The sequence below is a fragment of the Ewingella americana ATCC 33852 genome, from assembly GCF_000735345.1.
In the GTDB taxonomy this organism is placed as follows: Bacteria; Pseudomonadota; Gammaproteobacteria; order Enterobacterales; family Enterobacteriaceae; genus Ewingella; species Ewingella americana.
On sequence record NZ_JMPJ01000063.1, the window covers coordinates 1 to 26,684 of the forward strand.

19 protein-coding genes are annotated in these 26,684 nt (G+C 56.7%); 17 read left to right on the forward strand and 2 right to left on the reverse strand.

The genetic code is table 11. The annotated features are described in order from the left end of the window. The first annotated feature begins 287 nt into the window (after positions 1 to 287). On the forward strand, positions 288 to 1,640 hold the full coding sequence (yegD, locus tag GEAM_RS12890; protein ID WP_034792134.1) for a molecular chaperone: 1,353 nt from the start codon (positions 288 to 290) through the stop codon (positions 1,638 to 1,640). Positions 1,641 to 1,698: 58 nt separating this feature from the next. On the opposite strand, the gene GEAM_RS12895 is transcribed toward yegD, so the two are convergent. Beyond that, positions 1,699 to 2,655, reverse strand: a complete 957-nt coding sequence (locus GEAM_RS12895) for an aldo/keto reductase (RefSeq protein ID WP_034792135.1) — start codon at positions 2,653 to 2,655, stop codon at positions 1,699 to 1,701. A 271-nt stretch (positions 2,656 to 2,926) separates the two neighbouring features. Between GEAM_RS12895 and GEAM_RS12900 the strand changes: the two genes are divergently transcribed. From GEAM_RS12900 to GEAM_RS12975, 16 genes are all read left to right on the forward strand, one after another. Next, entirely contained in the window at positions 2,927 to 4,186 is a 1,260-nt protein-coding gene (locus GEAM_RS12900; protein WP_150385457.1) for an MdtA/MuxA family multidrug efflux RND transporter periplasmic adaptor subunit, read from the forward strand. Then, positions 4,186 to 7,308 carry an MdtB/MuxB family multidrug efflux RND transporter permease subunit gene (locus tag GEAM_RS12905; protein WP_034792139.1) on the forward strand — a complete coding sequence of 1,041 codons (3,123 nt, stop codon included), beginning with the start codon at positions 4,186 to 4,188 and terminating at the stop codon, positions 7,306 to 7,308. The genes GEAM_RS12900 and GEAM_RS12905 overlap by 1 nt, the downstream gene beginning before the upstream one ends. Next, positions 7,305 to 10,415: a multidrug efflux RND transporter permease subunit MdtC gene (mdtC, locus tag GEAM_RS12910; RefSeq protein ID WP_034792140.1), complete on the forward strand. Its 3,111-nt coding sequence runs from the start codon at positions 7,305 to 7,307 to the stop codon at positions 10,413 to 10,415. The genes GEAM_RS12905 and mdtC overlap by 4 nt, the downstream gene beginning before the upstream one ends. Then, a complete protein-coding gene (gene mdtD / locus GEAM_RS12915) occupies positions 10,415 to 11,899 on the forward strand; it encodes a multidrug transporter subunit MdtD (protein ID WP_034792142.1) in 1,485 nt (494 codons plus the stop codon). Before mdtC ends, mdtD begins: the two co-directional genes overlap by 1 nt. Next, on the forward strand, positions 11,896 to 13,281 hold the full coding sequence (baeS, locus tag GEAM_RS12920) for an envelope stress sensor histidine kinase BaeS (protein ID WP_034792144.1): 1,386 nt from the start codon (positions 11,896 to 11,898) through the stop codon (positions 13,279 to 13,281). The genes mdtD and baeS overlap by 4 nt, the downstream gene beginning before the upstream one ends. Beyond that, positions 13,281 to 14,000 carry an envelope stress response regulator BaeR gene (gene baeR, locus GEAM_RS12925; protein WP_034792146.1) on the forward strand — a complete coding sequence of 240 codons (720 nt, stop codon included), beginning with the start codon at positions 13,281 to 13,283 and terminating at the stop codon, positions 13,998 to 14,000. Before baeS ends, baeR begins: the two co-directional genes overlap by 1 nt. A 160-nt stretch (positions 14,001 to 14,160) precedes the next feature. Then, on the forward strand, positions 14,161 to 14,499 hold the full coding sequence (locus GEAM_RS12930; RefSeq protein WP_034792148.1) for a YegP family protein: 339 nt from the start codon (positions 14,161 to 14,163) through the stop codon (positions 14,497 to 14,499). Positions 14,500 to 14,707: 208 nt separating this feature from the next. After that, complete coding sequence (gene trhP / locus GEAM_RS12935) at positions 14,708 to 16,090, forward strand: prephenate-dependent tRNA uridine(34) hydroxylase TrhP (protein WP_034792151.1); 1,383 nt, start codon at positions 14,708 to 14,710, stop codon at positions 16,088 to 16,090. 488 nt (positions 16,091 to 16,578) lie between these two features. Continuing rightward, positions 16,579 to 17,490: a lipid kinase YegS gene (gene yegS, locus GEAM_RS12940; protein ID WP_034792153.1), complete on the forward strand. Its 912-nt coding sequence runs from the start codon at positions 16,579 to 16,581 to the stop codon at positions 17,488 to 17,490. A 200-nt stretch (positions 17,491 to 17,690) separates the two neighbouring features. Then, a complete protein-coding gene (gene manD, locus GEAM_RS12945) occupies positions 17,691 to 18,905 on the forward strand; it encodes a D-mannonate dehydratase ManD (protein ID WP_034792155.1) in 1,215 nt (404 codons plus the stop codon). A 10-nt stretch (positions 18,906 to 18,915) separates the two neighbouring features. Then, complete coding sequence (locus GEAM_RS12950) at positions 18,916 to 19,965, forward strand: Zn-dependent oxidoreductase (RefSeq protein WP_051899505.1); 1,050 nt, start codon at positions 18,916 to 18,918, stop codon at positions 19,963 to 19,965. Positions 19,966 to 20,077: 112 nt separating this feature from the next. Beyond that, positions 20,078 to 21,367 carry an MFS transporter gene (locus GEAM_RS12955; protein ID WP_034792156.1) on the forward strand — a complete coding sequence of 430 codons (1,290 nt, stop codon included), beginning with the start codon at positions 20,078 to 20,080 and terminating at the stop codon, positions 21,365 to 21,367. A 76-nt stretch (positions 21,368 to 21,443) separates the two neighbouring features. Beyond that, the gene (locus GEAM_RS12960) at positions 21,444 to 22,793 is read left to right on the forward strand and encodes an MFS transporter (RefSeq protein WP_034792157.1); all 1,350 of its coding nucleotides are present in this window, start codon (positions 21,444 to 21,446) and stop codon (positions 22,791 to 22,793) included. A gap of 597 nt (positions 22,794 to 23,390) precedes the next feature. After that, positions 23,391 to 23,915, forward strand: a complete 525-nt coding sequence (gene sodC, locus GEAM_RS12965) for a superoxide dismutase [Cu-Zn] SodC (protein WP_244956672.1) — start codon at positions 23,391 to 23,393, stop codon at positions 23,913 to 23,915. Next, positions 23,909 to 24,442, forward strand: a complete 534-nt coding sequence (locus tag GEAM_RS12970; RefSeq protein WP_034792160.1) for a DUF3455 domain-containing protein — start codon at positions 23,909 to 23,911, stop codon at positions 24,440 to 24,442. Before sodC ends, GEAM_RS12970 begins: the two co-directional genes overlap by 7 nt. A gap of 157 nt (positions 24,443 to 24,599) precedes the next feature. Continuing rightward, on the forward strand, positions 24,600 to 25,238 hold the full coding sequence (locus tag GEAM_RS12975; RefSeq protein WP_034792161.1) for a response regulator: 639 nt from the start codon (positions 24,600 to 24,602) through the stop codon (positions 25,236 to 25,238). Here GEAM_RS12975 and GEAM_RS12980 read toward each other — a convergent pair. Next, positions 25,235 to 26,671 (reverse strand): PAS domain-containing sensor histidine kinase, encoded by a 1,437-nt coding sequence (locus tag GEAM_RS12980; RefSeq protein WP_051899506.1) that lies wholly within the window; start codon positions 26,669 to 26,671, stop codon positions 25,235 to 25,237. The two genes, GEAM_RS12975 and GEAM_RS12980, sit on opposite strands and share 4 nt — an antisense overlap. Positions 26,672 to 26,684: the final 13 nt, after the last annotated feature.

The following is a 26,684-nucleotide window of genomic DNA, read 5'->3' on the forward strand; positions in this document are numbered from 1 at the left end:
CCCGAACTGAGGGAACCGCCTAAGCGGCGGCACTTCGCGACGATCATCAAGGTTGCTGAAACATGTCCATCCCAACCCTGCGCAGCCTCGATCTTCCAGCAATAAAAAGCGCGGGAGTCCAGAGGGCGCGCGCTTACGCGCCTTCTGGGCCAGTTTGCGTGGCAACGCAAGGTTTTGAAGTTGAATTTAAAGCTTCTGAGGCCGTAGGCTCCCACCCCACACTTAAATTTGAAATTAAAACCAAAACCACATAAAGTCCCCCCCCTTCTTTGGCATGGGGAACCGTGATGTTTATTGGATTTGACTACGGCACAGCGAATTGCTCGGTAGCAGTGATGCGCGACAATGACGCCCACTTATTGGCGTTGGAAAACAACGATCCTTATTTACCCTCCATGCTGTGTGCGCCTACGCGTGAAGCGGTCAGCGAATGGCTGAACCGTCACGGGCAGGTTCCTACGGGCAGCGATGAGAATTTAGCTCTGCTGCGCCGCAGTATCAGTTTTAACCGGGAAGAAGATATTCCGGTCAATGCCAACAGCGTTAATTTTGGCTTGCACGCGCTTTCTACTTATATGGAAGACCCGGAAGAAGTCTATTTCGTGCGCTCGCCGAAATCCTTCTTGGGCGCTAATGGCTTAAAACCGCAACAGATTGCCCTGTTTGAAGACTTGGTTTGCGCCATGATGTTCCACATCAAGCGTCAGGCTGAAAATTCTTTGCAGCAGAGCATCGAGCAGACGGTGATTGGTCGCCCGATCAACTTCCAAGGGATGGGTGGCGAAGAGGCAAACCGTCAGGCGCAGGGCATTTTGCAGCGCGCTGCCGAGCGTGCGGGCTTCCGCGATATCGCTTTCCAGTTCGAACCTGTCGCGGCGGGGCTGGATTTTGAAGCCACGCTGACGGAAGAGAAAACCGTGCTGGTGGTGGATATCGGCGGTGGTACCACCGACTGCTCGGTGCTGCTGATGGGCCCGCAGTGGCGTGATAAAGCCGAGCGCCAGCAAAGCCTGCTGGGGCACAGCGGCTGCCGCGTTGGCGGTAACGACCTCGACATCATGACCGCCTTCAAACAGTTGACTCCACAACTGGGCATGGGCACTGAAATGACCAAGGGGATCGCCATTCCCGCGCTGCCTTATTGGAACGCCGTGGCGACCAATGACGTGCCAGCGCAGGCTGATTTCTACAGCGTCGCTAATGGCCGCATGCTGCGCGATTTGATTCGCGACGCCGCGCAGCCTGACCAAGTGAAGCGCCTGCTGAAAGTCCATCAGCAGCGCCTGAGCTACCGTCTGGTTCGTGCCGCAGAAGAGAGCAAAATTGCGCTGTCGGAGCGTGAAAGCGTGATCGCCGGGCTAGAGTTTATCGAAGCCGGTCTGGCGGAAAGCATCAGCCAGCAGCAGTTGAGCGAGGCTATCGCCCAGCCGCTGGAGCGCATTCAGGAGCAGGTAAATCTGGCGCTCTCCACCAGCGACATCAAGCCGGACGTTATCTACCTGACTGGCGGTAGCGCCCGTTCGCCGCTGCTGCGCGCCGCGTTGCAGGCACAGCTGCCGGGCATTCCACTGGTCGGTGGCAACGACTTTGGCTCGGTCACCGCCGGTTTGGCGCGCTGGGCGCAAACGCTGTTCCGCTAAGCGTTAGCTGCAATAAAAAACCGCCCTCGGGCGGTTTTTTTATTTCTGGCAAACGGGCTTACTCCCAGCGGCTGCCTTCATTGATCAACGCAATATCTGCGTCGTCCAACTTCAAGGTGGCGGCTTTAGCCAGCTCATCCAACTGCTCAAGAGTGGTGGCGCTGACAATTGGCGAGGTGATGCTTGGGCGGGCAATCTGCCACGCCAGCGCCACCTGCCCCGGCTTAGCGCCGTGCTTCTTCGCCACGCTATCCAAGGCGGCCAATACTTTCAGCCCGCGCTCATTCAGGTAGCGCTCAATCACCGACTCGCCACGCTTACTTTTGCTGGCATCGGCCTTGGTGCGGTACTTCCCGGTGAGGAAACCGGCGGCAAGGCCGTAGAAGTTGATCACGCCCAAACCATTGTCCGTCACCACTTTCTCTAACGCTTCTTCGTAGACTTTACGGTCATACGGGTTGTAGAGCGGTTGCAGGGTTTCATAGCGCGCCAATCCATTCTCTTTACTCACTTTCAAGGCTTCTGCAAGACGCGGCGCGCTGTAGTTCGAGGCACCAATGGCGCGCACTTTACCCTCTTTAATCAAGGCATCGAAGGCGGCCAGCGACTCGGCCAATGGCGTGTCGGCGTCGTCATCGTGCGACTGATAAAGGTCGATATGGTCGGTTTGCAGGCGCTTCAGAGAGGCTTCAACTGCCTGTTTGATGTAGCGAGGCGACAACCCCACTTTGCCCTCACCCATCGGCTTGCCGACTTTGGTCGCCAAAATAATCTGGTCGCGCTTGCCGGTTTTTTTCAGCCATTTGCCGATAATAGTTTCAGATTCGCCGCCGCTATTGCCTTCAACCCAGCTGGAATAAACATCCGCGGTGTCGATAAAATTAAGCTTATGGTCAAGTAAGGCGTCGAGAAGGCTAAAAGATGTCGATTCGTCCGCCGTCCAGCCAAATACGTTGCCACCAAAAGTGAGCACTGGTACCTGAATTCCTGAACGACCTAATTCTCTTTTACTCATAACGTTTCCCTTTTTTCTGACGTGAATAATGCTTCGCTTATTAACTATTTTAAGGTGAACAATAACAGTAGCATCCGTTGGAAAAAAGTCAGTCCGGATAAGGCTTTATTTACACAAATTATGAAAATCTCTCCTTATTTCCTCCATTTTTCATTGCCTTCCGCTGGCTACAATATAAGCCGTAAAAGAATCGAAAAACGACCGCAGACTGGCGTGAATCATTGCTACCCTTTAATTAATAAGATTTATCTACCAAGAGAAGATCAATACTGTGCGAAAAAGCCCTCTGAGACTGTTTATTACTTTGCTGGTATTGGTCATTGCCGCGCTGGCCGCTTGGTATTTCTACGCCAATAAATCTTCTGTTCCTACGGCCAACGCGCCGGGCGCGACTCAGCAAAAACGCGGGGCAAGCTCGGGCGGGGGCCGCCGAAATATGCCGATGCCGCCGGTGCAGGCGGCGCTGGCGGTTGAGAAATCTGTGCCGCAATACCTCAGCGGGCTTGGCACGGTGACGGCGTCGAACACCGTGACGGTGCGCAGCCGGGTAGACGGTCAGCTAATGGCGCTGCACTTTACCGAGGGGCAACAGGTGAAAGCCGGTGACCTGCTGGCGGAAATCGACCCGCGGCCGTTTCAGGTTCAGCTGACGCAGGCGCAGGGCCAGCTCGACAAAGATCAGGCCACGCTGGACAACGCCCGTCGCGATTTAGATCGCTATCAGCAACTGGTGAAAACCAATCTGGTTTCGCGCCAAGAGTTGGACACCCAGCAGTCGCTGGTGCGCCAGAGCGAAGGTGCCGTGGCCGTGGATAAAGGCGCGGTGGACAGCGCCAAGCTACAGCTGACTTACAGCAAAATCACCTCGCCAATTAATGGCCGCGTCGGCCTTAAGCAGGTGGATATCGGCAATATCATCTCCAGCGGCGACACCACGGGCATTGTCATCCTCACCCAAACTCAGCCGATTGACGCCGTTTTCACCCTGCCGGAAGCCAACATCAGCACCATTGTTGAAGCGCAGCGCGCCGGACAACCGCTGGTGGTGGAAGCCTGGGACAGAACCAATCAGCACCAGCTCACGCAGGGACAACTGCTGACGCTGGATAACCAAATAGACCCGACCACCGGCACCATCAAGCTGAAAGCGCGGTTTGATAATCAGGATAACGCGCTGTTTCCTAATCAATTTGTCAATGCGCGGCTGAAAATCGGCACCCTGCAAAACGCCGTGGTGGTGCCAACCGCCGCCGTGCAGATGGGCAACGAAGGCCACTTCGTCTGGGTGGTGGACGGTGATAAGAAAGTCAGCAAACACATTGTCACCACCGGCACCCAAGACAGCCAACAAACCGTGATAACCGGCGGACTGAGTGCCGGGGAAAACGTGGTCACTGACGGCATCGACCGCCTGACTGAAGGTGCGACGGTGGAGGTGATTGCGCCGCAAACCGCCGCGCAGGCCGCCGAGGCGGAGAAAAACGCTGAGAAACACGCGGGCAAACACCATCGCCAGAGGTCCTCTTCCTGATGCAGGTGATGCCAGACAGACCACAGGGCGGGCCTTCCCGCCTGTTTATCCTCCGCCCGGTCGCCACCACGCTGCTGATGATCGCCATTCTATTGGCGGGCATTATTGGCTACCGCGCCCTGCCGGTCGCCGCACTGCCGGAGGTAGATTACCCGACTATTCAGGTCGTTACGCTCTATCCCGGTGCCAGCCCTGACGTCACCACCTCCGCCATTACCGCCCCGCTGGAGCGCCAGTTTGGGCAGATGTCCGGCCTGAAACAGATGCAGTCGCAAAGCTCCGGCGGCGCGTCGGTCATTACCTTGCAGTTTGGCCTCGACCTGTCGCTGGACGTCGCCGAGCAGGAGGTGCAGGCGGCCATCAACTCCGCCACCAACTTACTGCCGACCGACCTGCCGAACCCGCCGGTTTATAGCAAAGTTAACCCGGCTGACCCGCCAATCATGACGCTGGCGGTGACCTCCAGCGCGATGGCGATGACGGCGGTGGAAGACTTAGTCGAAACCCGCGTGTTGCAAAAGCTGGCGCAGGTCAGCGGCGTTGGTCGGGTGAGCATCTCCGGCGGCCAGCGCCCGGCGGTGCGGGTCAAGCTCAACGCCCCCGCCATGGCGGCGCTGGGTTTAACCAGCGAAGAGGTGCGCACGGCAATTGCGGCGGCCAACGTTAATTCGGCCAAAGGCAGCTTCGACGGGCCGGAGCGCTCGGTCACGCTGTCAGCCAATGACCAGATGAAAAGCGCCGCCGACTACCGCGCGCTGGTGGTCAGCTACCAAAACGGCGCGCCAGTCAGACTGCAGGACATCGCGGAGATTGAACAAGGGGCGCAAAACGACAAACTGGCGGCTTGGGCGGATAAAAAACCCGCCATCGTGCTTAATATTCAGCGCCAGCCGGGGGCCAACGTGATCACCACGGCGGACAGCATCCGCAACATTCTGCCGACGCTTCAAGAGAATTTGCCGAAATCAGTTAAGGTCGAGCTGGTCACTGACCGCACCGTGACCATTCGCCACTCGGTGAGCGACGTGCAGTTCGAACTGCTGCTCTCCGTCGCGCTGGTGGTGATGGTGATGTACCTGTTTTTACGCAATATGGCGGCGACGCTTATCCCCAGCGTCGCAGTGCCGCTGTCGCTGATTGGCACCTTCGCCGCGATGTATTTCCTTGGTTTTTCAGTTAATAACCTAACTTTGATGGCCCTGACCATCGCCACCGGCTTCGTGGTGGATGACGCCATCGTGGTGATCGAAAACATTTCGCGCTACATCGAAAAGGGCGAAACGCCACTCAATGCCGCGCTGAAGGGGGCCGGTGAAATCGGCTTCACCATCATCTCCCTGACCTTCTCGCTGATTGCGGTGCTGATCCCGCTGCTGTTTATGGGGGATATCGTCGGGCGCTTGTTCCGCGAGTTCGCCGTCACGCTGGCGATAGCCATTCTGATCTCCGCCGTGGTGTCGCTGACTCTGACCCCGATGATGTGCGCCCGCATGCTCAGCCACGAATCGCTGCGCAAACAGAACCGTTTCTCGCGCGCTTCCGAACGCATGTTCGACCGGGTGATTGCTACTTATGGTCGCGGGCTGACGGTGGTGCTGCGCCACCAGTGGCTGACGCTCGGCGTGGCGCTGGGCACGCTTGCGCTCACCGCCCTGCTCTATTTGCTGATCCCAAAAGGCTTTTTCCCGGTACAAGATAACGGCCTGATTCAGGGCACGCTGGTCGCGCCGCAGTCGGTTTCCTTTAGCAATATGGCGGAACGCCAACAGCAGGTAGCGGCGATTTTGCTGCAAGACCCGGATGTCGAAAGCCTGACCTCGTTTATCGGCGTGGACGGCGCGAACCCGACGCTGAATACCGGACGCTTGCAGATAGCCTTGAAGCCGTTGAGCGATCGCAGCGATCGGGTTGATGCCATTATCCCGCGCCTGCGCGACGAGGTTGCCAAGGTGCCGGGGGTCGATCTTTACCTCCAGCCGGTGCAGGATTTGACCATCGACACCCAAGTCGCCCGCACGCAGTACCAGTTCACCTTGCAAACCCTGACCACGGACTCGCTCGGCCGCTGGGTGCCGCAGCTGTTGGAGCAATTACGCACTCTGCCGCAGCTTCAGGATGTCAGCAGCGACTGGCAGGATCAGGGGCTGGAAGCCTATATCAAGGTGGATCGCGACAGCGCCAGCCGGTTGGGCATCAGCCTGACCGACGTCGATAACGCGCTGTATAACGCTTTCGGCCAGCGGCTGATTTCCACTATTTATACCCAAGCCAATCAGTATCGCGTGGTGCTGGTGCATGACACGGCGCAAACGCCGGGTTTCAGCGCGTTGCAGGATATTCGCCTGAACGGCAGCAACGGCAACAGCATTCCGCTCAGCGCCATCGCCCAGTTCGAGCAGCGTAAAACCGCGCTGTCGGTCAATCACCTTGACCAGTTCCTGTCGGCCAGCGTGTCGTTTAACGTCGCGCCGGGCTATTCTCTCGGCGAGGCGGTTGAGGCGATTAAACAGACCCAGCAGAATCTGGCGATGCCTGCGGACATCAGCGTGCAGTTCCAAGGGGCGACGCTGGCGTTTGAAGCCGCGCTCGGCAGCACGCTGTGGCTGATTTTGGCCGCGGTAGTGGCGATGTACATCGTGCTCGGCGTGCTTTATGAGAGCTTTATTCATCCGGTAACCATTCTTTCGACTCTGCCGACGGCGGGGGTCGGCGCATTGCTGGCCCTGATGCTGGCGGGCAGCGAGCTGGACGTGATTGCCATCATCGGCATTATTTTGCTGATTGGTATCGTGAAAAAGAACGCCATCATGATGATCGACTTCGCGCTGGCCGCCGAGCGCGATCAGGGCATGACGCCGTATGAGGCAATTTATCAAGCCTGCCTGCTGCGCTTTAGGCCGATTTTAATGACCACGCTGGCGGCGCTGCTCGGCGCGCTGCCGCTGATGCTCAGTACTGGCGTGGGTGCCGAACTGCGCCGCCCGCTGGGGATCTGTATGGTCGGCGGGCTAATTGTCAGCCAAGTGCTGACCCTGTTCACCACGCCGGTGATTTACCTGCTGTTTGATAAACTGGCGCGCCGCGTTCGCCCTCGCGCCAGCACGCCACGGACTGACGGATGAAGGTTTTCGCGCTGTTCATCCATCGCCCGGTGGCCACTACCCTGCTGACGCTGGCTATCCTGCTGGCGGGGATTTTGGGGTTCCGCCTGCTGCCGGTCGCGCCGCTGCCGCAGGTAGATTACCCGGTGATTTCGGTCACCGCGTCACTGCCGGGGGCTGACCCGGAAACCATGGCCGCCTCGGTGGCTACGCCGCTGGAGAGCACCTTGGGCACCATTGCCGGGGTGAATGAAATGACCTCCACCAGCACGCTCGGCAGTACCCGTATCACCCTCGAATTCGACTTTGACCGCGACATCAACGGCGCGGCGCGCGACGTGCAGGCGGCGATTAATGCCGCGCAAAGCCTGCTGCCTTCGGGCATGCCGAGCCGCCCGACCTATCGCAAAGCCAACCCGTCCGACGCGCCGATCATGATAATCACCCTGACCTCCGACACCTACAGTCAGGGTCAGCTTTACGACTACGCCTCCACCCAGTTGGCGCAGACTATTTCGCAGATGGACGGCGTGGGCGACGTGACGGTCGGCGGCAGTTCTTTACCGGCGGTGAGGGTCGATCTCAATCCGGAAGCGCTGTTTAATCAGGGCGTCTCCCTTGACGCGGTGCGCCAAACCATTGCCGCCGCCAACGTGCGCAAGCCGCAGGGCGCGCTGGAAGATGGCAACTCGCACTGGCAAATCCGCACCAACGACGCGCTGAAAACCGCCAAAGAGTACGCGCCGCTGGTGATCCACGTCAGCAATGGCAACACCGTGCGCCTGAGCGATGTCGCCACTGTCACCGATGGCGTGCAGGATCAGCGCAATGCCGGGCAAACCAGTCTGGCCGACGGCAGCGTGCGCCCGGCGATTTTGGTGGTGATCCGCCGCAGCGCCGACGCCAATATCATCGCCACCATTGATAGGATCCGCGCCGAGCTTCCGGCTCTGCGCGAATCCATGCCCGCCTCTATCGACATGCAGGTGGCGCAGGATCGCTCGCCCACCATTCGCGCCTCGCTGGAAGAGGTCGAAACCTCGCTGACCATCGCCGTCGGGCTGGTGATTCTGGTGGTGTTCCTGTTCCTGCGCTCGGGTCGCGCCACGCTTATTCCCGCCGTGGCGGTGCCGGTTTCGCTGATCGGCACCTTCGCCGCTATGTATCTGTGCGGCTTTAGCCTCAATAACCTGTCATTAATGGCGCTGACCATCGCCACCGGCTTTGTGGTGGATGACGCCATCGTGGTGCTGGAGAATATTTCTCGCCATATCGAAGCGGGGATGAAACCGATGAACGCCGCTCTGCAAGGGGTGAAAGAAGTCGGTTTTACCGTGCTGTCGATGAGCGTTTCGCTGGTGGCGGTGTTTATCCCGCTGCTTCTAATGAGTGGTCTGCCGGGGCGCTTGTTCCGCGAATTTGCGGTGACGCTGTCGGTCGCTATCGGTATTTCGCTCGTCGTCTCGCTGACCTTAACGCCGATGATGTGCGCCTGGATGCTGCGCGCCTCATCATTGCCAAAACAGCCGAAGAAGCGGGGGCTGACCAACCTGCTGTTGCGCATGCAGCAGGGCTATGGCCGCTCGTTGAACTGGGTGCTCAACCACGCGCGCTGGGTCGGCGTGGTGCTGCTGGCGACCATCGCGCTCAACGTCTGGCTCTATATTTCCATCCCCAAAACCTTCTTCCCCGAGCAGGATACCGGGCGGCTGATGGGCTTTATTCAGGCCGACCAGAGCATTTCGTTTCAGGCGATGCGCGGTAAAATGTCGGACTTCATTCGCATCGTCAGTCAGGACAAAGATGTCGCCAACGTCACCGGCTATACCGGCGGGTCGCGCACTAACAGCGGCATGATGTTTATTTCGCTCAAGCCGCTGTCCGAGCGTAAAAGCAATGCCCAAGAGGTGATTGCGCGTATTCGCGTGGCCGCCGCCCAAGAGCCGGGCGCGGGGTTGTACCTCTCGGCGGTGCAGGACGTGCGGGTCGGCGGGCGTCAGGGCAACGCCAGCTACCAATACACGCTGCTGTCGGACAATTTGCAGGATTTACGCCAGTGGGTGCCGAAAGTCACCGATGCGCTGACCAACCTGCCGGAGCTGGCTGACGTCAGTTCCGACCAGCAGGATAAAGGTGCTGAGATGCAGCTGACCTACGACCGCGCCACCATGGCCCGGCTGGGGATCTCCATTTCGGCGGCCAACGCCCTGCTCAATAACGCCTTCGGCCAGCGGCAGATTTCCACCATCTACCAGCCGCTCAATCAGTACAAAGTGGTGATGGAAGTCGCACCTCAGTACACCCAAGATGTCAGTTCGCTGAGCAAAATGTTTATTATTAACAGTGAAGGGAAGTCGATCCCGCTGTCTGATTTCGCCAAGTGGCAGCCCGCCAGCGCACCGTTGCAGGTCAATCATCAGGGGATGTCGGCGGCGGGGACGGTGTCGTTTAACCTGCCGGAGGGCGGCAGTTTGTCCGACGCCTCGGCGGCGATTGAGCGCACCATGACCCAGCTCGGCGTGCCAGCGACCATTCACGGCCAGTTCGCCGGGACGGCGCAGGTGTTCCAAGAAACGCTGCGTTCCCAGCTATTGCTGATTATCGCCGCCATTGCCACGGTGTATATTGTGTTGGGCATATTATATGAGAGTTACATTCACCCGCTGACTATATTGTCTACCCTGCCGTCAGCCGGAGTGGGTGCGCTGTTGGCGCTGGAGCTGTTTGGCGCGCCCTTTAGCCTGATAGCTCTGATTGGCATTATGTTATTGATTGGTATCGTGAAAAAGAACGCTATTATGATGGTGGATTTCGCGCTCGATGCGCAAAGGCGGGGTCAGCTCACCGCCCGCGAAGCTATCTTCCAAGCCTGCCTGCTGCGTTTCAGGCCAATCATGATGACTACGCTGGCAGCGCTGTTTGGCGCGCTGCCGCTGGTTCTCACCTCGGGCGATGGTGCAGAACTCCGCCAGCCACTCGGCATCACCATTGTTGGCGGTCTGGCAATGAGCCAACTGCTGACGCTTTACACCACGCCGGTGGTTTACCTGTTCTTTGACCGATTGCGCAGCCGCTTTAGCCCTAATTCAACAACAACCAAAATTGCGCCATTGGCGGATACGGATTAATGACTTCATCGACTTCACCGACAGAAATAACAGAAACACCCCCACCCGCGCCTTTGCCGCCCTCGGTTCGCTGGCAGCTGTGGATTGTCGCCTTCGGCTTCTTTATGCAGGCGCTCGACACCACCATCGTCAATACCGCCCTGCCGTCGATGGCGGTGAGTCTGGGTGAAAACCCGCTGCATATGCACAGCGTGGTGGTGGCCTACGTGCTGACCGTGGCGGTGATGCTGCCCGCCAGCGGCTGGCTGGCCGACCGTATTGGCGTCAAATGGGTGTTCTTCTCGGCGATTGTGCTGTTCACCGTCGGCTCGCTGCTCTGTGCGCAGTCCTCCAGTTTGCAGGAGTTGGTGATGTCCCGCGTGGTACAAGGCGTGGGGGGCGCAATGATGGTGCCGGTCGGGCGGCTGACGGTGCTGAAAATCGTGCCGCGCAGTGAATATATGGCGGCGATGACCATGGTGACGCTGCCCGGACAGGTCGGCCCGCTGCTTGGCCCGGCGCTCGGCGGCTTTCTGGTGGAGTATGCCAGCTGGCACTGGATCTTCCTGATTAACCTGCCGGTGGGCATCGCCGGTTGTATCGCCACCGTGATGATTATCCCCAATTACCAGATGCAGACCCGGCGCTTCGACATCAGCGGCTTTGTGATGCTGGCGATAGGCATGGCGACGCTGACGCTGGCGCTGGACGGCAGTCGCGGGCTGGGGCTGTCGGGCTGGCAGTTGGCGCTGCTGGTGACAGTCGGTTTGGCTTCGCTCGGCATCTATTGGCTGCACGCGCGCGGTAACCTCTCCGCCCTGTTCTCTCTGCGTCTGTTCCACACCGCCACCTTTAAAATTGGCCTGATTGGCAGCTTCTTTGGCCGCATCGGCAGCGGCATGCTGCCCTTTATGACGCCGGTCTTCTTGCAGCTCGGCCTCGGCTTTACGCCTTTCCACGCTGGGCTGATGATGGTGCCGATGGTGCTCGGCAGCATGGGGATGAAGCGCGTGGTGGTGCGGCTGGTGAACAAACTGGGGTATCGCCGGGCGCTGGTCACCGCCACGCTGCTGCTGGCCTTGATAACCTTAGTCTTCCCGCTGATCGCCATTTACGGCGCGTTCTGGATGATCCCAATCGTGCTGTTCTTCCAAGGAATGGTGAACTCGCTGCGCTTCTCGTCGATGAACACGCTAACGCTGAAAGACCTGCCGCCGCGCCTTGCCAGCAGCGGCAACAGCCTGCTGTCGATGATCATGCAGCTGTCGATGAGCGTTGGGGTGAGCGTCGCCGGTATCTTCCTCGGCCTGTTCGCCCATCAGCAGGTGCAGGCGGGCAGCGAGAACATGCACACCGCGTTCCTTTATTGTTATTTATGCATGACCTTGGTTATCGCTATTCCGGCGTGGATTTTCTCCCGCGTGCCGAACGATGACCGAAAAAATGCCCTGATTGACCGTCGCCGCGCGCAAGCAGGCTCACCCGATCCGATGAGAAAATCATGAGACCAGGAATTACCGCCAAGCTGTTTATGGCTATCTTCTTCACCTGCGGCTTGGTGTTAATCACCATGAACTGGGGCGTGAGGATGAGCTTCGAACGCGGATTCATCGACTATATCCGCCAGAGTAATGAGCAACGCGTCGAGCTGCTGGCTGACACCCTGCAAGACCAGTACAAGCAGCACGGCAACTGGGAGTTTTTGCAAAAAAATGACAAGCTGATCTACCAGATCATGCGTTCGTTCGAGCAGAGCAACGGCAGCAGCCTGCCGCCGCAGGGCTGGCGCACCAAGTTCTGGATCCTCGACAGCCATGACCAGCGGATTGGCGGCTCCGACTACCCGATCCCGCCAGACATGCGCGGCCCGCGCCGCGTGATGGTGGTAAATGGCGTGACTATCGGCACCGTGCTGTCGACCCCCGCCGAGCGCCTGACGCGCAATGCCGACATCAACTTTGATCGCCAGCAGAATCGCACCAGTTGGATCATCGTCGGCTTCACCGCCCTGCTGGCGGCGGCGGTCACTTGGCTGCTGTCGCGCGGCATGCTGGCGCCGGTTAAGCGTTTAGTGAAGGGTACGCATCAGCTGGCGGCGGGCAATTTCAGCACACGAGTGAAAGTGGACAGCCAAGACGAACTCGGCAAGCTGGCGCAGGACTTCAACCAGCTGGCGACCACCCTTGAGAAGAATGAGCAGATGCGCCGCGCCTTTATGGCTGATATCTCCCACGAGCTGCGTACTCCGCTGGCTGTGCTGCGCGGCGAGCTGGAAGCCATGCAGGACGGCGTGCGCAAGATGTCCCTCGACTCGCTCGGCTCGCTCCAGTCCGAAGTCTCGATTCTGACCAAACTGGTGGATGACCTGCACCAGCTGTCGCTGTCGGACGCGGGCGCGCTGGCCTATCGCAAAGAAGAGATCGACATTGTTCATCTGATCCAACTGGCCGAGGCCGGTTTCCGCGACCGTTTCCAGCAAAAGCAGTTAACTCTGACCACCCAACTGCCGGAAAAAGTGATGCTGTTCGGCGACCCGCAGCGCCTGTCCCAGCTGTTCAACAATTTGCTGGAAAACAGCCTGCGCTATACTGATGCAGGTGGCGGCTTAGAAATTATCGCCAGCAAAAAAGACAAATCGCTGCACATTAGCTTCCAAGACAGCGCGCCGGGCATCAGCGACGAGCAGCTCCAGCGCATCTTCGAGCGATTTTACCGTACCGAAGGTTCACGCAACCGCGCCAGCGGCGGCTCCGGCCTTGGACTGGCGATTTGCCAGAACATCGTTGAAGCACACGGCGGGCGGATTAGCGCCAGCCATTCACCTTCCGGCGGCGTCTGTATGACGATTTGCCTGCCGCTTTCGATTCCACACGGACAGAGAAACTAATGAACGACTCCACACTCTCCGCCAACGCGCCGTTGAAAATTTTGATTGTTGAAGATGAGCCAAAGCTGGGCCAGCTGCTGGTGGACTACCTCGAAGCCGCCGGTTACGCCACCCAGTGGCTGTCCAACGGCAGTGACGTGGTGCCGCTGGTGAAAGCGAATCCTCCGGCGATGATCCTGCTGGATTTAATGCTGCCGGGCATCAGCGGCCTGAGCATCTGCCGCGACATTCGCCAGTTCTCCGACATTCCGATCATGATGGTGACGGCCAAAACTGAAGAGATCGACCGCCTGCTGGGACTGGAGATCGGCGCGGATGACTACATCTGCAAGCCTTACAGCCCGCGTGAGGTGGTGGCGCGCGTTAAAGTTATTTTGCGCCGCTGCGTGCGCCCGGTGGAGGGTGTCAGCGAAGATTTCGGATTGCATATCGACGAAGCCTGTTTCCAAGCCAGCTATCAGGGCCACGAGTTGGACCTCACGCCAGCTGAGTTCCGCCTGCTGAAAACCCTGTCGGTCAAGCCGGGTTACGTCTTCACCCGCGAAGTGCTGTTAAATAATTTATACGATGACTACCGCGTGGTGACCGACCGAACCATTGATAGCCATATCAAGAACCTGCGCCGCAAGCTGGAGTCCATCGACGGCGATAAAGCCTTTATTCGCGCGGTTTACGGCGTGGGATATCGCTGGGAAGCGGAACCCTGCCAGATCATTTAAGCGCCGCGACCGGCGGCTGATAAATGTAAAGAACGTGAGAGTCTGTTAAACAGATCACAGTTTTGGTTATAAAAACATCAGGCGGCGGAGCGCTGCCTGTGAAAAATCAGCCATTAACTACACTTATCTCTGGATGAAATCACTCACTGGAGAAATTTATATGGCTACCGGTCACTACGAGCTCAAGAAAGCCAAGAATGGACAGTTCCACTTTAATTTAAAGGCGGGCAATGGCGAGATCATTCTCACCAGCGAAATGTACGCCAGCAAAGCCTCTGCCGAGAACGGCATCGCCTCGGTGCAGACTAACTCCCCGGATGAGAAGCAGTACGAAGTGAAACCGGCAAAAGACGGTCAGCACTATTTTGTCCTCAAGGCGAAAAACCACCAGATCATTGGCGTCAGCGAAATGTACACCACTGACGCGGCGGCGCGTAAAGGCATTGCCTCCGTCACTAAAAACGGCCCGACCACGGATATCCGTGATTTGACCAGCTAGGCTCAACACTCAGCCTCACCTCGCCCTCTCCTTGCTCAAGGAGAGGGAGCCAAATCTGCGATACATTGCGCAAAATTGATCTAGCCCCAGTAAACCTCAAATACCCATACTAATCGGCTGCTTTTTGCATTTTCAGAAGCTACAATTTCGGCCTTTCGTCGCCCCCTCACTGGGACGGCCCTGACTTGATATCAGACTGAGATTGCTTATGTTTACTCCGGAATTACTCTCTCCGGCCGGTTCGCTGAAGAACATGCGCTACGCCTTTGCCTATGGCGCAGATGCGGTTTACGCCGGTCAGCCGCGCTACAGCCTGCGGGTGCGCAATAACGAATTTAACCACCAGAATCTGGCTATCGGCATCAACGAAGCCCACGCGCTGGGTAAAAAATTCTACGTGGTGGTTAACATCGCGCCGCACAACGCCAAGCTGAAAACCTTCCTGCGCGACTTGCAGCCGGTGATCGACATGGGCCCTGACGCGCTGATCATGTCCGACCCCGGCCTGATTATGATTGTGCGCGAAGCCTTCCCACAGATGGACATTCATTTGTCGGTGCAGGCCAATGCGGTGAACTGGGCGACGGTGAAATTCTGGAAACAGATGGGGCTGACGCGCGTTATTTTGTCTCGCGAGCTGTCGCTGGAAGAGATTGCCGAGATCCGCGCACAGGTGCCGGATATGGAAATTGAAATCTTCGTCCACGGCGCACTTTGCATGGCTTATTCCGGCCGCTGCCTGCTGTCGGGCTACATTAATAAGCGCGACCCTAATCAGGGAACCTGTACCAATGCCTGCCGCTGGGAATACAAGGTGCAGGAAGGCAAAGAGGATGACCTCGGAAATATCGTCCACCAGTATGAGCCAATTGCGGTAAAACAAGTCACTGCGGCTGAAAAGGTCGAGCCAACCCTCGGCGTCGGCCAGCCAACGGATAAAGTGTATATGCTGGAAGAGGCGATGCGCCCCGGCGAATATATGAGTGCCTTTGAAGATGAACACGGCACTTACATCATGAACTCCAAAGACTTGCGCGCCATTCAGCACGTTGAAACCCTGACCCAGATGGGCGTGCATTCGCTTAAAATCGAAGGCCGCACCAAATCCTTCTACTACTGCGCCCGCACCGCGCAGGTCTATCGCCGCGCAATTGATGATGCCGCCGCAGGCAAGCCTTTCGACCCAAGCCTGCTGACCACGCTGGAAGGGCTGGCGCACCGTGGCTACACCGAAGGCTTCCTGCGCCGTCACACCCACGACGCGCAGCAGAACTATGAATATGGCCACTCGGTGAGCGACCGCCAGCAGTTTGTCGGCGAATTTACCGGCAATCGCGTTGACGGCTGGGCGGAGATCGACGTCAAAAACAAGTTCAGCGTCGGTGACAGCGTCGAGATGATGACGCCGAAGGGAAATGTGCAATTCACCCTCGAAGCCTTACGCAATAAAAAAGGTCAGCCGGTGGATGTCGCGCCGGGAAATGGTCATATTGTTTACGTTTCACTGCCAGAAGACATCAATTTAGAATTCGCTATTTTGTTGCGCAATCTGGTAGAGACTGACACGCGTAACCCTCACGCGAAATCCTGACCTTAATAATTCAGTGATAATTACGCCACGCTCAGTGGCGTTTTTTTATTGGCTTTAAATAAAACAAAAACAATAAAAAATCTAAAAGTAAGAATCCGGTCACATTCAGCAACAAAGGCTTTAGATACTATCCTCTTCGCAATTTAGACGAATGAAAAATAAACTATCGAACGATACTAAGAACCACCTCCTTGGCCGGCTCAATCTCCCTTGAGCTGGCTTTTCTTTTATATATAGATTTATTATTCCTCACTTCAATTCTATTAACAAAATAGGTTAATAGAATTAATAACTCCTATAAGTAAATAGAAAATCATTCACCGGCTCAATTAACAAATCCCCCTATTAACTCCCTCGTTTAATTAATCCGCAGAAAATAACGCTGAGATTTGCCTTTGGAATACCTGATTATTCCGATAGCCGTCGCGGTTGTTTGTCATCTATCTTTAGAGGTAGAGTCTGAACCTTGTTACGGACAGGAGAAATTAATGAAGGAAAGCATAAAAGAAACGCCCGAGGCGCTTCTGATATTAAATGGAAAAGGGGCAGGCAATGAGATGTTACGCGAAGCCATTTACGCCCTGCGCAGCGAAGGCGTTGCCCTTGCCGTCCGTGTCACCTGGGAGCACGGCGACGCGGCGCGCTATGTGCACGAAGCCATTGAGTTAGGTTGTGAAACAGTCATTGCCGGTGGCGGCGACGGCACCATCAATGAAGTTGCCACCGCGCTCGCCAAATTGCCAGAGGGCCAGCGCCCGGCGCTAGGATTGCTGCCACTGGGCACCGCCAATGATTTCGCCACCAGCTGTGGCATCCCGCCGGAGTTCGATCAGGCCCTGCGTCTGGCGATTAAAGGCCGCGCGGTAGATATTGACCTCGCCCGAGTCAACGGCGATCGCTACTTTATCAATATGGCTACCGGCGGTTTTGGCACGCGTATCACTACCGAGACGCCTGAAAAGCTGAAATCGGCGCTCGGCGGCGTCTCTTACTTTATCCACGGCCTGCTGCGCATGGATACTCTCAAAGCCGACAGCTGCGAAATCACCGGGCCTGATTTCTCATGGGCTGGCGACGCGCTGGTGATTGGCATCGGCAATGGTCGTCAGGCCGGTGGCGGGCAGCAGATTTGCCCGGACGCCTTGATTAACGACGGCCTGTTGCAACTGCGTTTGCTCACTTCAGAAGAGCTTCTGCCGTCGTTTATTCGCAGTCTGGTCAGCAATGAAGAGAATAAAAACGTTATTTCTATCTCTCTGCCTTGGCTGGAAATTAAAGCGCCGCACGACATGACGTTCAATCTGGACGGCGAACCGCTGACCGGCACTGAATTTCATATTGAAATTCTGCCCAATGCCATTCAGTGTCGCCTGCCGCCACACTGCGCCCTGCTGGGCTAACCGCCACTTTCTCGCATTCCGCTAACCTCGTCCTCGCCTTCTTCCTAAACCGGAGAAGGCTTATCGGCTCACCCCCTCCCCGCAAGATCTTTGTGATCCTCTCCTGCAAAATCCGACATGGATACTTGTATGGTAGTCAGCATAAAGCGTATTTTTTACTCAATGCACTCTCTCTTCCTGCTTGGAAAAAGGTTTGATTGATGAAAATTGTTAACGCTGAAGTATTTGTCACTTGTCCGGGTCGTAACTTTGTCACCCTGAAAATCACCACCGACAGTGGCCTGACGGGGATTGGTGACGCCACGCTTAATGGCCGCGAGCTGCCGGTTGCCTCTTATCTGAAAGATCACGTCTGCCCGCAGCTGATTGGCCGCGACGCGCATCAGATTGAGGATATCTGGCAGTTCTTCTACAAAGGTGCCTATTGGCGTCGTGGTCCGGTGACCATGTCGGCTATCTCGGCGGTGGATATGGCGCTTTGGGACATCAAGGCCAAAGCCGCCAATATGCCGCTGTACCAGCTGCTGGGCGGCGCTTCGCGCACCGGCGTGATGGTCTACTGCCACACCACCGGCCACACCATTGATGAAGTGCTGGACGACTACGCCAAGCATAAAGAGCAGGGCTTCAAGGCGATTCGCGTCCAGTGCGGCGTGCCGGGGATGAAAACCACTTACGGCATGGCGAAAGGCAAAGGTCTGGCTTACGAGCCTGCCACCAAAGGCATCTGGCCGGAAGAGCAGCTGTGGAACACCGAAAAATACCTCGATTTCACCCCAAAACTGTTCGAGGCGGTGCGCAATAAATTTGGTTTCGATGAGCATTTGCTGCACGACATGCACCATCGCCTGACCCCTATCGAAGCCGCGCGCTTTGGTAAAAGCGTCGAAGAGCATCGCCTGTTCTGGATGGAAGACCCTACCCCGGCTGAGAACCAAGAGTGCTTCCGCCTGATCCGCCAGCACACCGTCACGCCGATTGCCGTGGGCGAAGTGTTCAACAGCATCTGGGACTGCAAACAGCTGATTGAAGAGCAGCTGATCGACTATATCCGCACCACGCTGACCCACGCGGGCGGCATCACCGGCATGCGTCGCATCGCCGATTTTGCCTCGCTGTATCAGGTGCGCACTGGCTCGCACGGGCCTTCTGACCTTTCTCCTATCTGCATGGCCGCCGCCCTGCACTTTGACCTGTGGGTGCCGAACTTTGGCGTGCAGGAGTACATGGGCTATTCCGAGCAGATGCTGGAAGTCTTCCCGCACAACTGGACCTTCGACAATGGCTACATGCATCCGGGTGAAAAACCGGGGCTGGGCATTGAGTTTGACGAGAAACTGGCCGCGAAATATCCGTATGAACCGGCACACCTGCCGGTAGCTCGTCTGGATGACGGTACTCTGTGGAACTGGTAAGGAAATCATCATGAAAAGCGTTGTTATCCAACAGCCCGGCGAACTCATTATTGCAGAGAAGCCCCTGCCGCAGCCTGCGGCGGGCGAGGTGCGAGTGAAACTAGCCTATGCCGGAATTTGTGGCTCCGACGTGCACATTTACCACGGGCACAACCCCTTTGCGAAATACCCGCGCGTCATCGGCCACGAGTTCTTCGGCCATATTGACGCCGTGGGCCAAGGCGTAGAAAGCAGCCGTATCGGCCAGCGCGTAGTGGTTGACCCGGTAGTGAGCTGCGGCCACTGCTACCCCTGCTCTATCGGCAGGCCGAACGTGTGCAGCACGCTGCAAGTGATCGGCGTTCACCGCGACGGCGGTTTTAGCGATGCGGCCTGCGTCCCGGCCAGTAATGCCTACGTGGTGCCGGACAGCATTCCCGATGAGCTAGCCAGCATGGTGGAGCCTTTCACCATCGCCGCCAACATCACCGCCTTCCTCAAGCCACAGCCGCAGGACATCGCGCTGATTTACGGCGCGGGGCCGATGGGCTTGACGGTGATCCAAGTGCTGAAAGGGGTTTATGGCGTGAAGCAGGTGATCGTCGCCGATCGCATTGATGAACGCCTGACCATGGCGCGGGAAAGCGGCGCAGACTGGACCATCAATAATCAGCATCAGTCGGTAGCTGACGCGCTGGCGGCAGAGGGCGTGAAGCCGACGGTTATCGTCGATGCCGCCTGTCATCCGGCTATCTTGCAAGAAGCGATTCTGCTGGCCTCGCCGGCGGCGCGTATCGGCATGATGGGCTTCTCCGGCGAAGCCAGCCCGCTGACCCAACAGAGTATTACCAGCAAAGAAATTTCTCTGTTTTCCTCGCGCCTCAACAGTCATCGCTTCCCACAGGTGATTGAATGGATGGAGCAAGGAAAAATTAGCCCGCAGAAGTTGGTGACGCACTGGATGTCCGCCAGCGACGTAAAAGCGGCCATGACCCTGTTCGAGAAGGACCAGCGCGCCTGTTGTAAGGTGCTGCTGACATTCCCTATGGAAAGTACGCCAATGGAAAGCGCGCAGGGTTAAAGCAGAAATCTGAAGTCCAGGAAGGGTGAGTTTTCATCCTTACTTTTTAAGTCGTCAACACCCTACAGAACGCAACACTAATTAAAAAAACACAATACTCAGTGGAGCACCTATGTTTAAAAACCTACGCTGGATCATCGTATTCCTGCTGTTTATGGTCTACATGATCAACTACCTCGACCGCGTCGCGCTGTCGATAACCGTGCCGATGATTGAAAAAGAGCTGACCATCAATCCTGAGCAATTCGGGATGATTTTCGGCAGTTTCTTCTTCGGCTATGCCATCTTTAACTTTATCGGCGGGCTGGCGGTGGATAAGTTTGGCCCGACGCTGGTGCTCGGCATCGCCGTCGGCCTGTGGTCAATCTTCTGCGGCATGACTGCTATCGCCACCGGCTTCTACTCGATGCTTATCCTACGCGTGCTGTTCGGCATGGCGGAAGGGCCAATCTGCGCCTCGGCCAATAAGATGATTAACGGCTGGTTCCCGAAGAAACAGGCGGCCACCGCCATGGGGCTGCTCAGTGCCGGTTCGCCCCTTGGCGGCGCGGTGGCGGGCCCGATTGTCGGCTATCTGGCAATCTCCTTCGGCTGGCGTCCGGCCTTTATGGTGATTGCCGCAATTGGTATCGTCTGGATGCTGGTGTGGTTCTTTACCGTGGCGGACAACCCGCTGAAAAGTAAGCGCGTTTCTCAAGATGAGCTGCGTCTCATCGACCAGATGAAAAATGAAAATCTGACCCAAGAAGAGGACTTAGCGCAGGCCGCTCACGGCTTAGGCTATTACCTGCGTCAGCCAATCATCTTGGTCACCGCTTTCGCCTTCTTCAGCTACAACTACATTCTGTTCTTCTTTCTCAGCTGGTTCCCGGCTTATCTGGTACAGGCCCACGGCTTGAATATCAAAGAGATGAGCCTGACCACGGTGATCCCATGGATTGTCGGCTTCGTCGGTCTGGCGCTGGGCGGTATCATTTCCGATAAGATTTTCAACATCACCGGACGCCTGTTGCTGTCGCGCAAAATCATTCTGGTAGTCAGCCTGTTGGCGGCGGCAGTTTGCGTGGCGCTGGCGGGTGTAGTGACCAGCGTGGTGCCAGCAGTGGTGCTGATGTCGATTTCTATCTTCTTCCTCTACACCACCGGGGCTATCTACTGGGCGATCATTCAGGACGTGGTACATAAGTCGCGCGTTGGCGGCACCAGCGGATTTATCCATCTGATTGGTAGCGTCTCGGGCATCATCGGCCCGGTAGTGACCGGTTATATCGTGCAGAACACCGGGCGCTTCGACAGTGCCTTTATGCTGGCCGGTGGCGTTGCCGCGCTGGGCGCCATTCTGGTGTTCTTCGTCATTAAACCGCCAAAACACCTGCCGCTGAGCGGCGTGACCCAGTCGTAAACCTCCCCTCCCCGCAGACCATTGCGGGGAGTTATTCCCTTGGTAAGCCTGCTTTTTAACAACCGGAGCCCTGCATATGTCTCAGGTTTCATCAGCACATCCAGCCGCAAACGCCCATACCCCACAAGAAGAACGCGCACTGTTAAGACGCGTCGCGGGAGCATCGGCGATTGGTACGGCAGCAGAATATTATGACTTCTTCGCCTACGGCACCGCCGCCGTCCTGTTCTTCGGGCAGCTGTTTTTCCCAAGCTCTGACCCACTGGTCAGCACGCTGGCGGCCTTTGCCACCTACGCCGTCGGCTTCCTCGCCCGCCCGCTCGGGGGCATTGTCTTTGGTCATATCGGCGACAAGGTCGGGCGCAAAAAAGCCTTGGTGATCACCATTCTCATCGTCGGTCTGGGGACATTCTGTATTGGGATTCTGCCGACTTACGAGAAGATTGGCTTCTGGGCTCCGGCGCTGCTTATCTTGATTCGCGTGCTGCAGGGTTTTGGCGTGGGAGGTGAACAGGCCGGGGCCGTGCTGATGACGGCGGAATACTCCCGCCCCGAGCGGCGCGGCTTCTTTGCCAGTTGGGTACAGATTGGCGCGCCATTAGGCTTTTTGCTGCCATCGGCGCTGTTTGCCCTGCTCACCGCCACTCTTAGCCCAAGCCAGATGCTCGACTGGGGCTGGCGTATTCCCTTCTTGCTGAGCCTGCTGCTGGTGATTGTCGGGTTGTTTATTCGTCTGCGTATCGACGAATCGCCGGTGTTCGCCGAAATCCGTAAAACCAAGGCGGTGGAGTCGCGTCCGGTGGTCGAAGTGGTCAAGCTCTATCCCGGCATTATTGCCAAAGGGGTGTGCGCCAAGCTGATTGAAGCCTGCGCCTTCGCCATGTTCACGGTGATTATTTTGGCCTTCGGCAAAGCCAACCATCTGAGTGAAAGCATCCTGCTGCAAACCATGATTGTGGCGGTGATCCTCGAAATCTTCTCGATCCCGCTTATGGGGCATCTCTCTGACAAAATTGGTCGGAAACCTGTCTATATGGCCGGTGCTCTATTGCTGGTGATTGGCATCATTCCGTTCTTTCTGGTGCTTAAACACGACAGTTTCTGGATGACGCAAATCGCCATGATTCTGGCGCTGACCTTCGGCCACAGCATGTGTTACGCACCGCAAGCCTCTTATTTCCCAGAACTTTTCCCAACGCGAATTCGTTGTAGCGGCATCGCGCTTATTTGGCAGATAGGCTCACTTATCGGCAGCGGCGTGCTGGGCTTGGTGGCGGTGAAAATTTTGCAGGTCACCGGCGGTGATTACCACGGGCTAGCGATTTATATGATGGTGCTCGGCGTGGTGTCTATCATCGGGCTGGCCCTGCTCCCCGAAACCGCCCCGCGTAAGCGAAAAGGCGAATATCACAACTGGGGAGGTTAAAAACGTTCAGCGCCTTCTTGTTGGAAGGCGCTGTCTATCAAATCGAATAAAATGAGAAAGTTACGTATGGTTACTAAAAACCCTTCTATACTTTGTTTACTCGCCGTTTATAGAGCCGTTAAAATCCGACTCGAACAAACTTGTTGCTAGAGGGGCGCAACTATCTATGAAGATAGCGCTGATAATCTTAGGTATTTTGGCTGTCATCGTCATTGTCGCGGCGTTAGTGTTTCGCTCCGCAGCAAAAGACGTTGAAGACGACTATTGATTAAAACCCACCTCTGTAAGACTTCCTTCCGCTGTTTGCCTCTAGTTGTCACACTTCTGCTTATCCTTATTCGCGCACTACCCCGCTGACTATTATTCTTAAGCCATACCACCCATGACTCCCGTCATGATCCGTGTCATCACTCGCGTTGGAAATCATCGGTTTGGCTTATTAAAGCGATAGTCGCCCCAGTTGGAACCATTGTTGTCGTTATAACTACTTAGCTGAGGGCTGAACAACGGGGTTATAACCTCGGTGGCGCCCCCATAAGCTTGGCTGGTTTCCAGCATTGACTGTTCCAAGGGGAAATAATGACTTTACTACGCACAATCAAGCACGCTGCCCTACTCTCTTCCGTGTTGGCATTTGCCGGTGTGGCCCATGCTGCAACGGTTCAAACTGTTCAAATGAATGAAGTCTTTGCCGATGGCACTTACAAGCCAGCGGGAACCATCACTGTTGAAGCCACGCAGTACGGCGTGCTGTTTACGCCTAACCTAAAAGGGCTGCCGCCGGGCATTCACGGCTTCCACGTTCATACCAATCCAGACTGCGGCCCGGCCAAGCAAGACGGCAAAATGGTGGCCGGTCTGGCTGCTGGCGGCCACTTAGACCCGGCTCACACCGGCAAGCATGAAGGCCCGTGGGGCAACGGCCACTTGGGTGACCTGCCTGCGCTGTATGTCGGCATGGACGGCACCGCCACCTATCCGGTGATGGCTCCGCGCCTGAAAATGTCTGACGTTAACGGCCATTCGCTGATGATCCACGCAGGCGGCGACAACCATTCTGACCATCCGGCCATGCTCGGCGGTGGCGGTGCGCGCATGGTGTGTGGTGTGACCAAATGGTAAGTATCACGCGTCCACGTTTAGCATTAGCCGCGTTAGCCTTGCTGTCAGTCGGCGCATGGGCGGGCAACAGCGACGCCGTCGCGGGTAGCTGGAAAATGGCCTCTTGGGAGAAGTTACAAACCCAGCTCTACGCGCGCGGCGTGCAGATCTATCGCTGCGCCGCCAACGACGACAACCAGACCGGCAAGTGGGTGTTTCAGGCACCAGAAGCCGATCTTTTTAGCGATAAAGCGATGACGGATTTAGTCGCCAAGCACTTCGACGGCCCGCAGTGGCAGGCGTTGGACGGCAGTCAGGTGAGCGGTAAAGTCCGCGCCACCAAGGCCGCGCCCGATGCCAATGACATTCCGTGGTTGATTCTTTCCGGCTCGTCGCACCAGCTGCCGGGCATCTTCGCGCATATCTCGACAATACAGCGCGTAGACACCCACGGCGGCACCACCGGCAAGGCCATTTGTGCCAAAGCGCAGTACGGCGCGACGCTCAAAGTGCCTTACACCGCCACTTATCGCTTCTTCACTTCCTAAATAAATGTTAAACAGAAACGGGCTGAGTCGCTCAGTCCGTTTCATTACGAAGGTTTAAGCTTGTTCCCCTTCTTTTCGCCGCTTACACTCACTCAAAAATCGACCATTTCCGGATTATTCTGAATCGGCCGCCACAATAAGAAAAATCGTTATCCTCATGCAAACAACCATAAGATTAATGCTCGCCGACGATCACGTACTGATGCGCGAAGGGCTAAAACAGATTTTTAATCTGGATAAACAACTGACCGTGGTTGCCGAAGCAGGCAATGGCGAAGAGGTATTGACCGCGCTGGCGCAGACCGAATGCGACATTTTGCTGCTCGATCTCTCCATGCCCGGCATCAGCGGAACCGAGATGGTGCGCAAAATTGCCAAAGAGTGGCCGCGCCTGCCGGTGCTGGTCTTGAGCATGTATAACGAGCCGCAGGTGGCGATGACCGTGCTTAACAGCGGCGCGCAGGGCTTTATCACCAAGGATCAGGACCCGCAAACCCTGCTCAATGCCATTCATCGTGTCAGTCAGCACCAGCGCTATATCGATCCCAGTCTGGCGGAGGCAATTATCTTCTCCAACGGCGACACCAGCGAGCAGTATCGCTACGCCACCCTTTCCCAGCGGGAGAAGCAGATCCTATCGATGCTGACCCGAGGCGACAGCATTAACGCCATCGCCGAGGCGCTGAAAATCAGCAATAAAACGGTGAGTACGCACAAGGCGCGAATGGTGGAAAAGATGCAGTTCAGCAGTAATGCCGAAATGATCCGTTTCGGCATTAAACATAACCTATCTTAATATGATGCCGGTAATTCACCCGTGATGCGCACGTGAGTTCCCTGCTGCGGCTGGCTGCAAAACTGTAATTCCCAGCCGAGCATGGTGCAGCGCTCGCGCATGCCCAGCAGGCCAAAAGCGGTAGAAGGCACGCTGTTGACATCAAATCCCCGGCCATTGTCGCGCACGTCAATAGCCAGCGAACTTCCAGTCTGAACCACTTTGATATGCACCCGGCTGGCCTGCGCGTGGCGATAAACATTGGTCAGCGACTCTTGTACCACGCGGAAAATCGCCGTGGTGTGCTCGTCGGAAAGCGCGATTTCATCCTCATTCACTTCCAGCGTACAGCAGCAGTCGCGATGATATTTATTCGACTCATCGCGCAGCCATCTTAACGCCGGGATCAGCCCCATATTGAGGACCGCCGGGCGCAGTATGGTCGACAGGTCGCGCACCACGCGGATGGTGCCGTCGACAATGTCCTTCAGCGCCTGCATCTGCTCGCTGCACTCACGCCCTTCGGCATGCATCAGGGAGATAACCACCCGCAGCGTGCTCAGCCGCTGGCCCAGCTCGTCATGGATCTCGCGGGCAATATTCTTGCGCTCATTCTCCACGCTCACCTGAATCTGCTGAGTCATCTGGCGTAGCTGCTCGTGGGTGCGTTTCAGCAGTTGGTCGTCTTTGAACTGGCGGGTGATGTCCTGACCGGTGATCAGCACCGATTTCAACACGTGGCGGTCGCTGAATTCCGGGATGAAGCGCAGCTGAAGAATCGACTCCTCTTCGCCGTCGAGCTTGCGTAACACGTTCTCGAACAGCTTGCCGGTCTGCACCACTGAGCGCACAGACAGGGCGATTTGCTGGAACAACAGGCTGTTTTCCAACACGTTTTGCAATGTCTGCCCCACCAGCGGGCCGTCGACATAGTCCAGCCAGCGTTGGGCCGCCTCGTTGGCATACAGGCAGCGCAGATGAGTATCAACACGCAGCATCACGTCGGGCACGTTTTTCAACATGCCGCGCAGGCTGTTTTCGCGTTCGTAGTAAAAGCGGTGTAAATCGTTGCGGTGGCGCGTGTCGCAAATTACTACGGTCGCGTGCTGTCGTTGCTGGTAAATAAATCGGCTGGTACAGACTTCGGCGGGAATAATGCCTTGGGTCTGGGTGGCATAAAACACGTTAAATTTATCACCGTAGCTGGTGGTTTCCACTTGCCACAGCAGGGCCAAAATATTCTGTTCCTGATGCCCGTGCAAGAAAGAGAGAATATCTTTGCCGTACAGTGTCTGGGCGGTTTCGCCCATGAGCTTCATCGCATGCCGATTGGCGTAGGCGATACGGTTGTTGTCATCAATGATATAAACCGATTCGCGCAAATTCTCGAAAGCCGCGTCGGTCAGATTGGTAGCGGCAGATAACTCTTCATGCAGCGGTTTGTTGTCTAGCATTGCCGGTTGATCC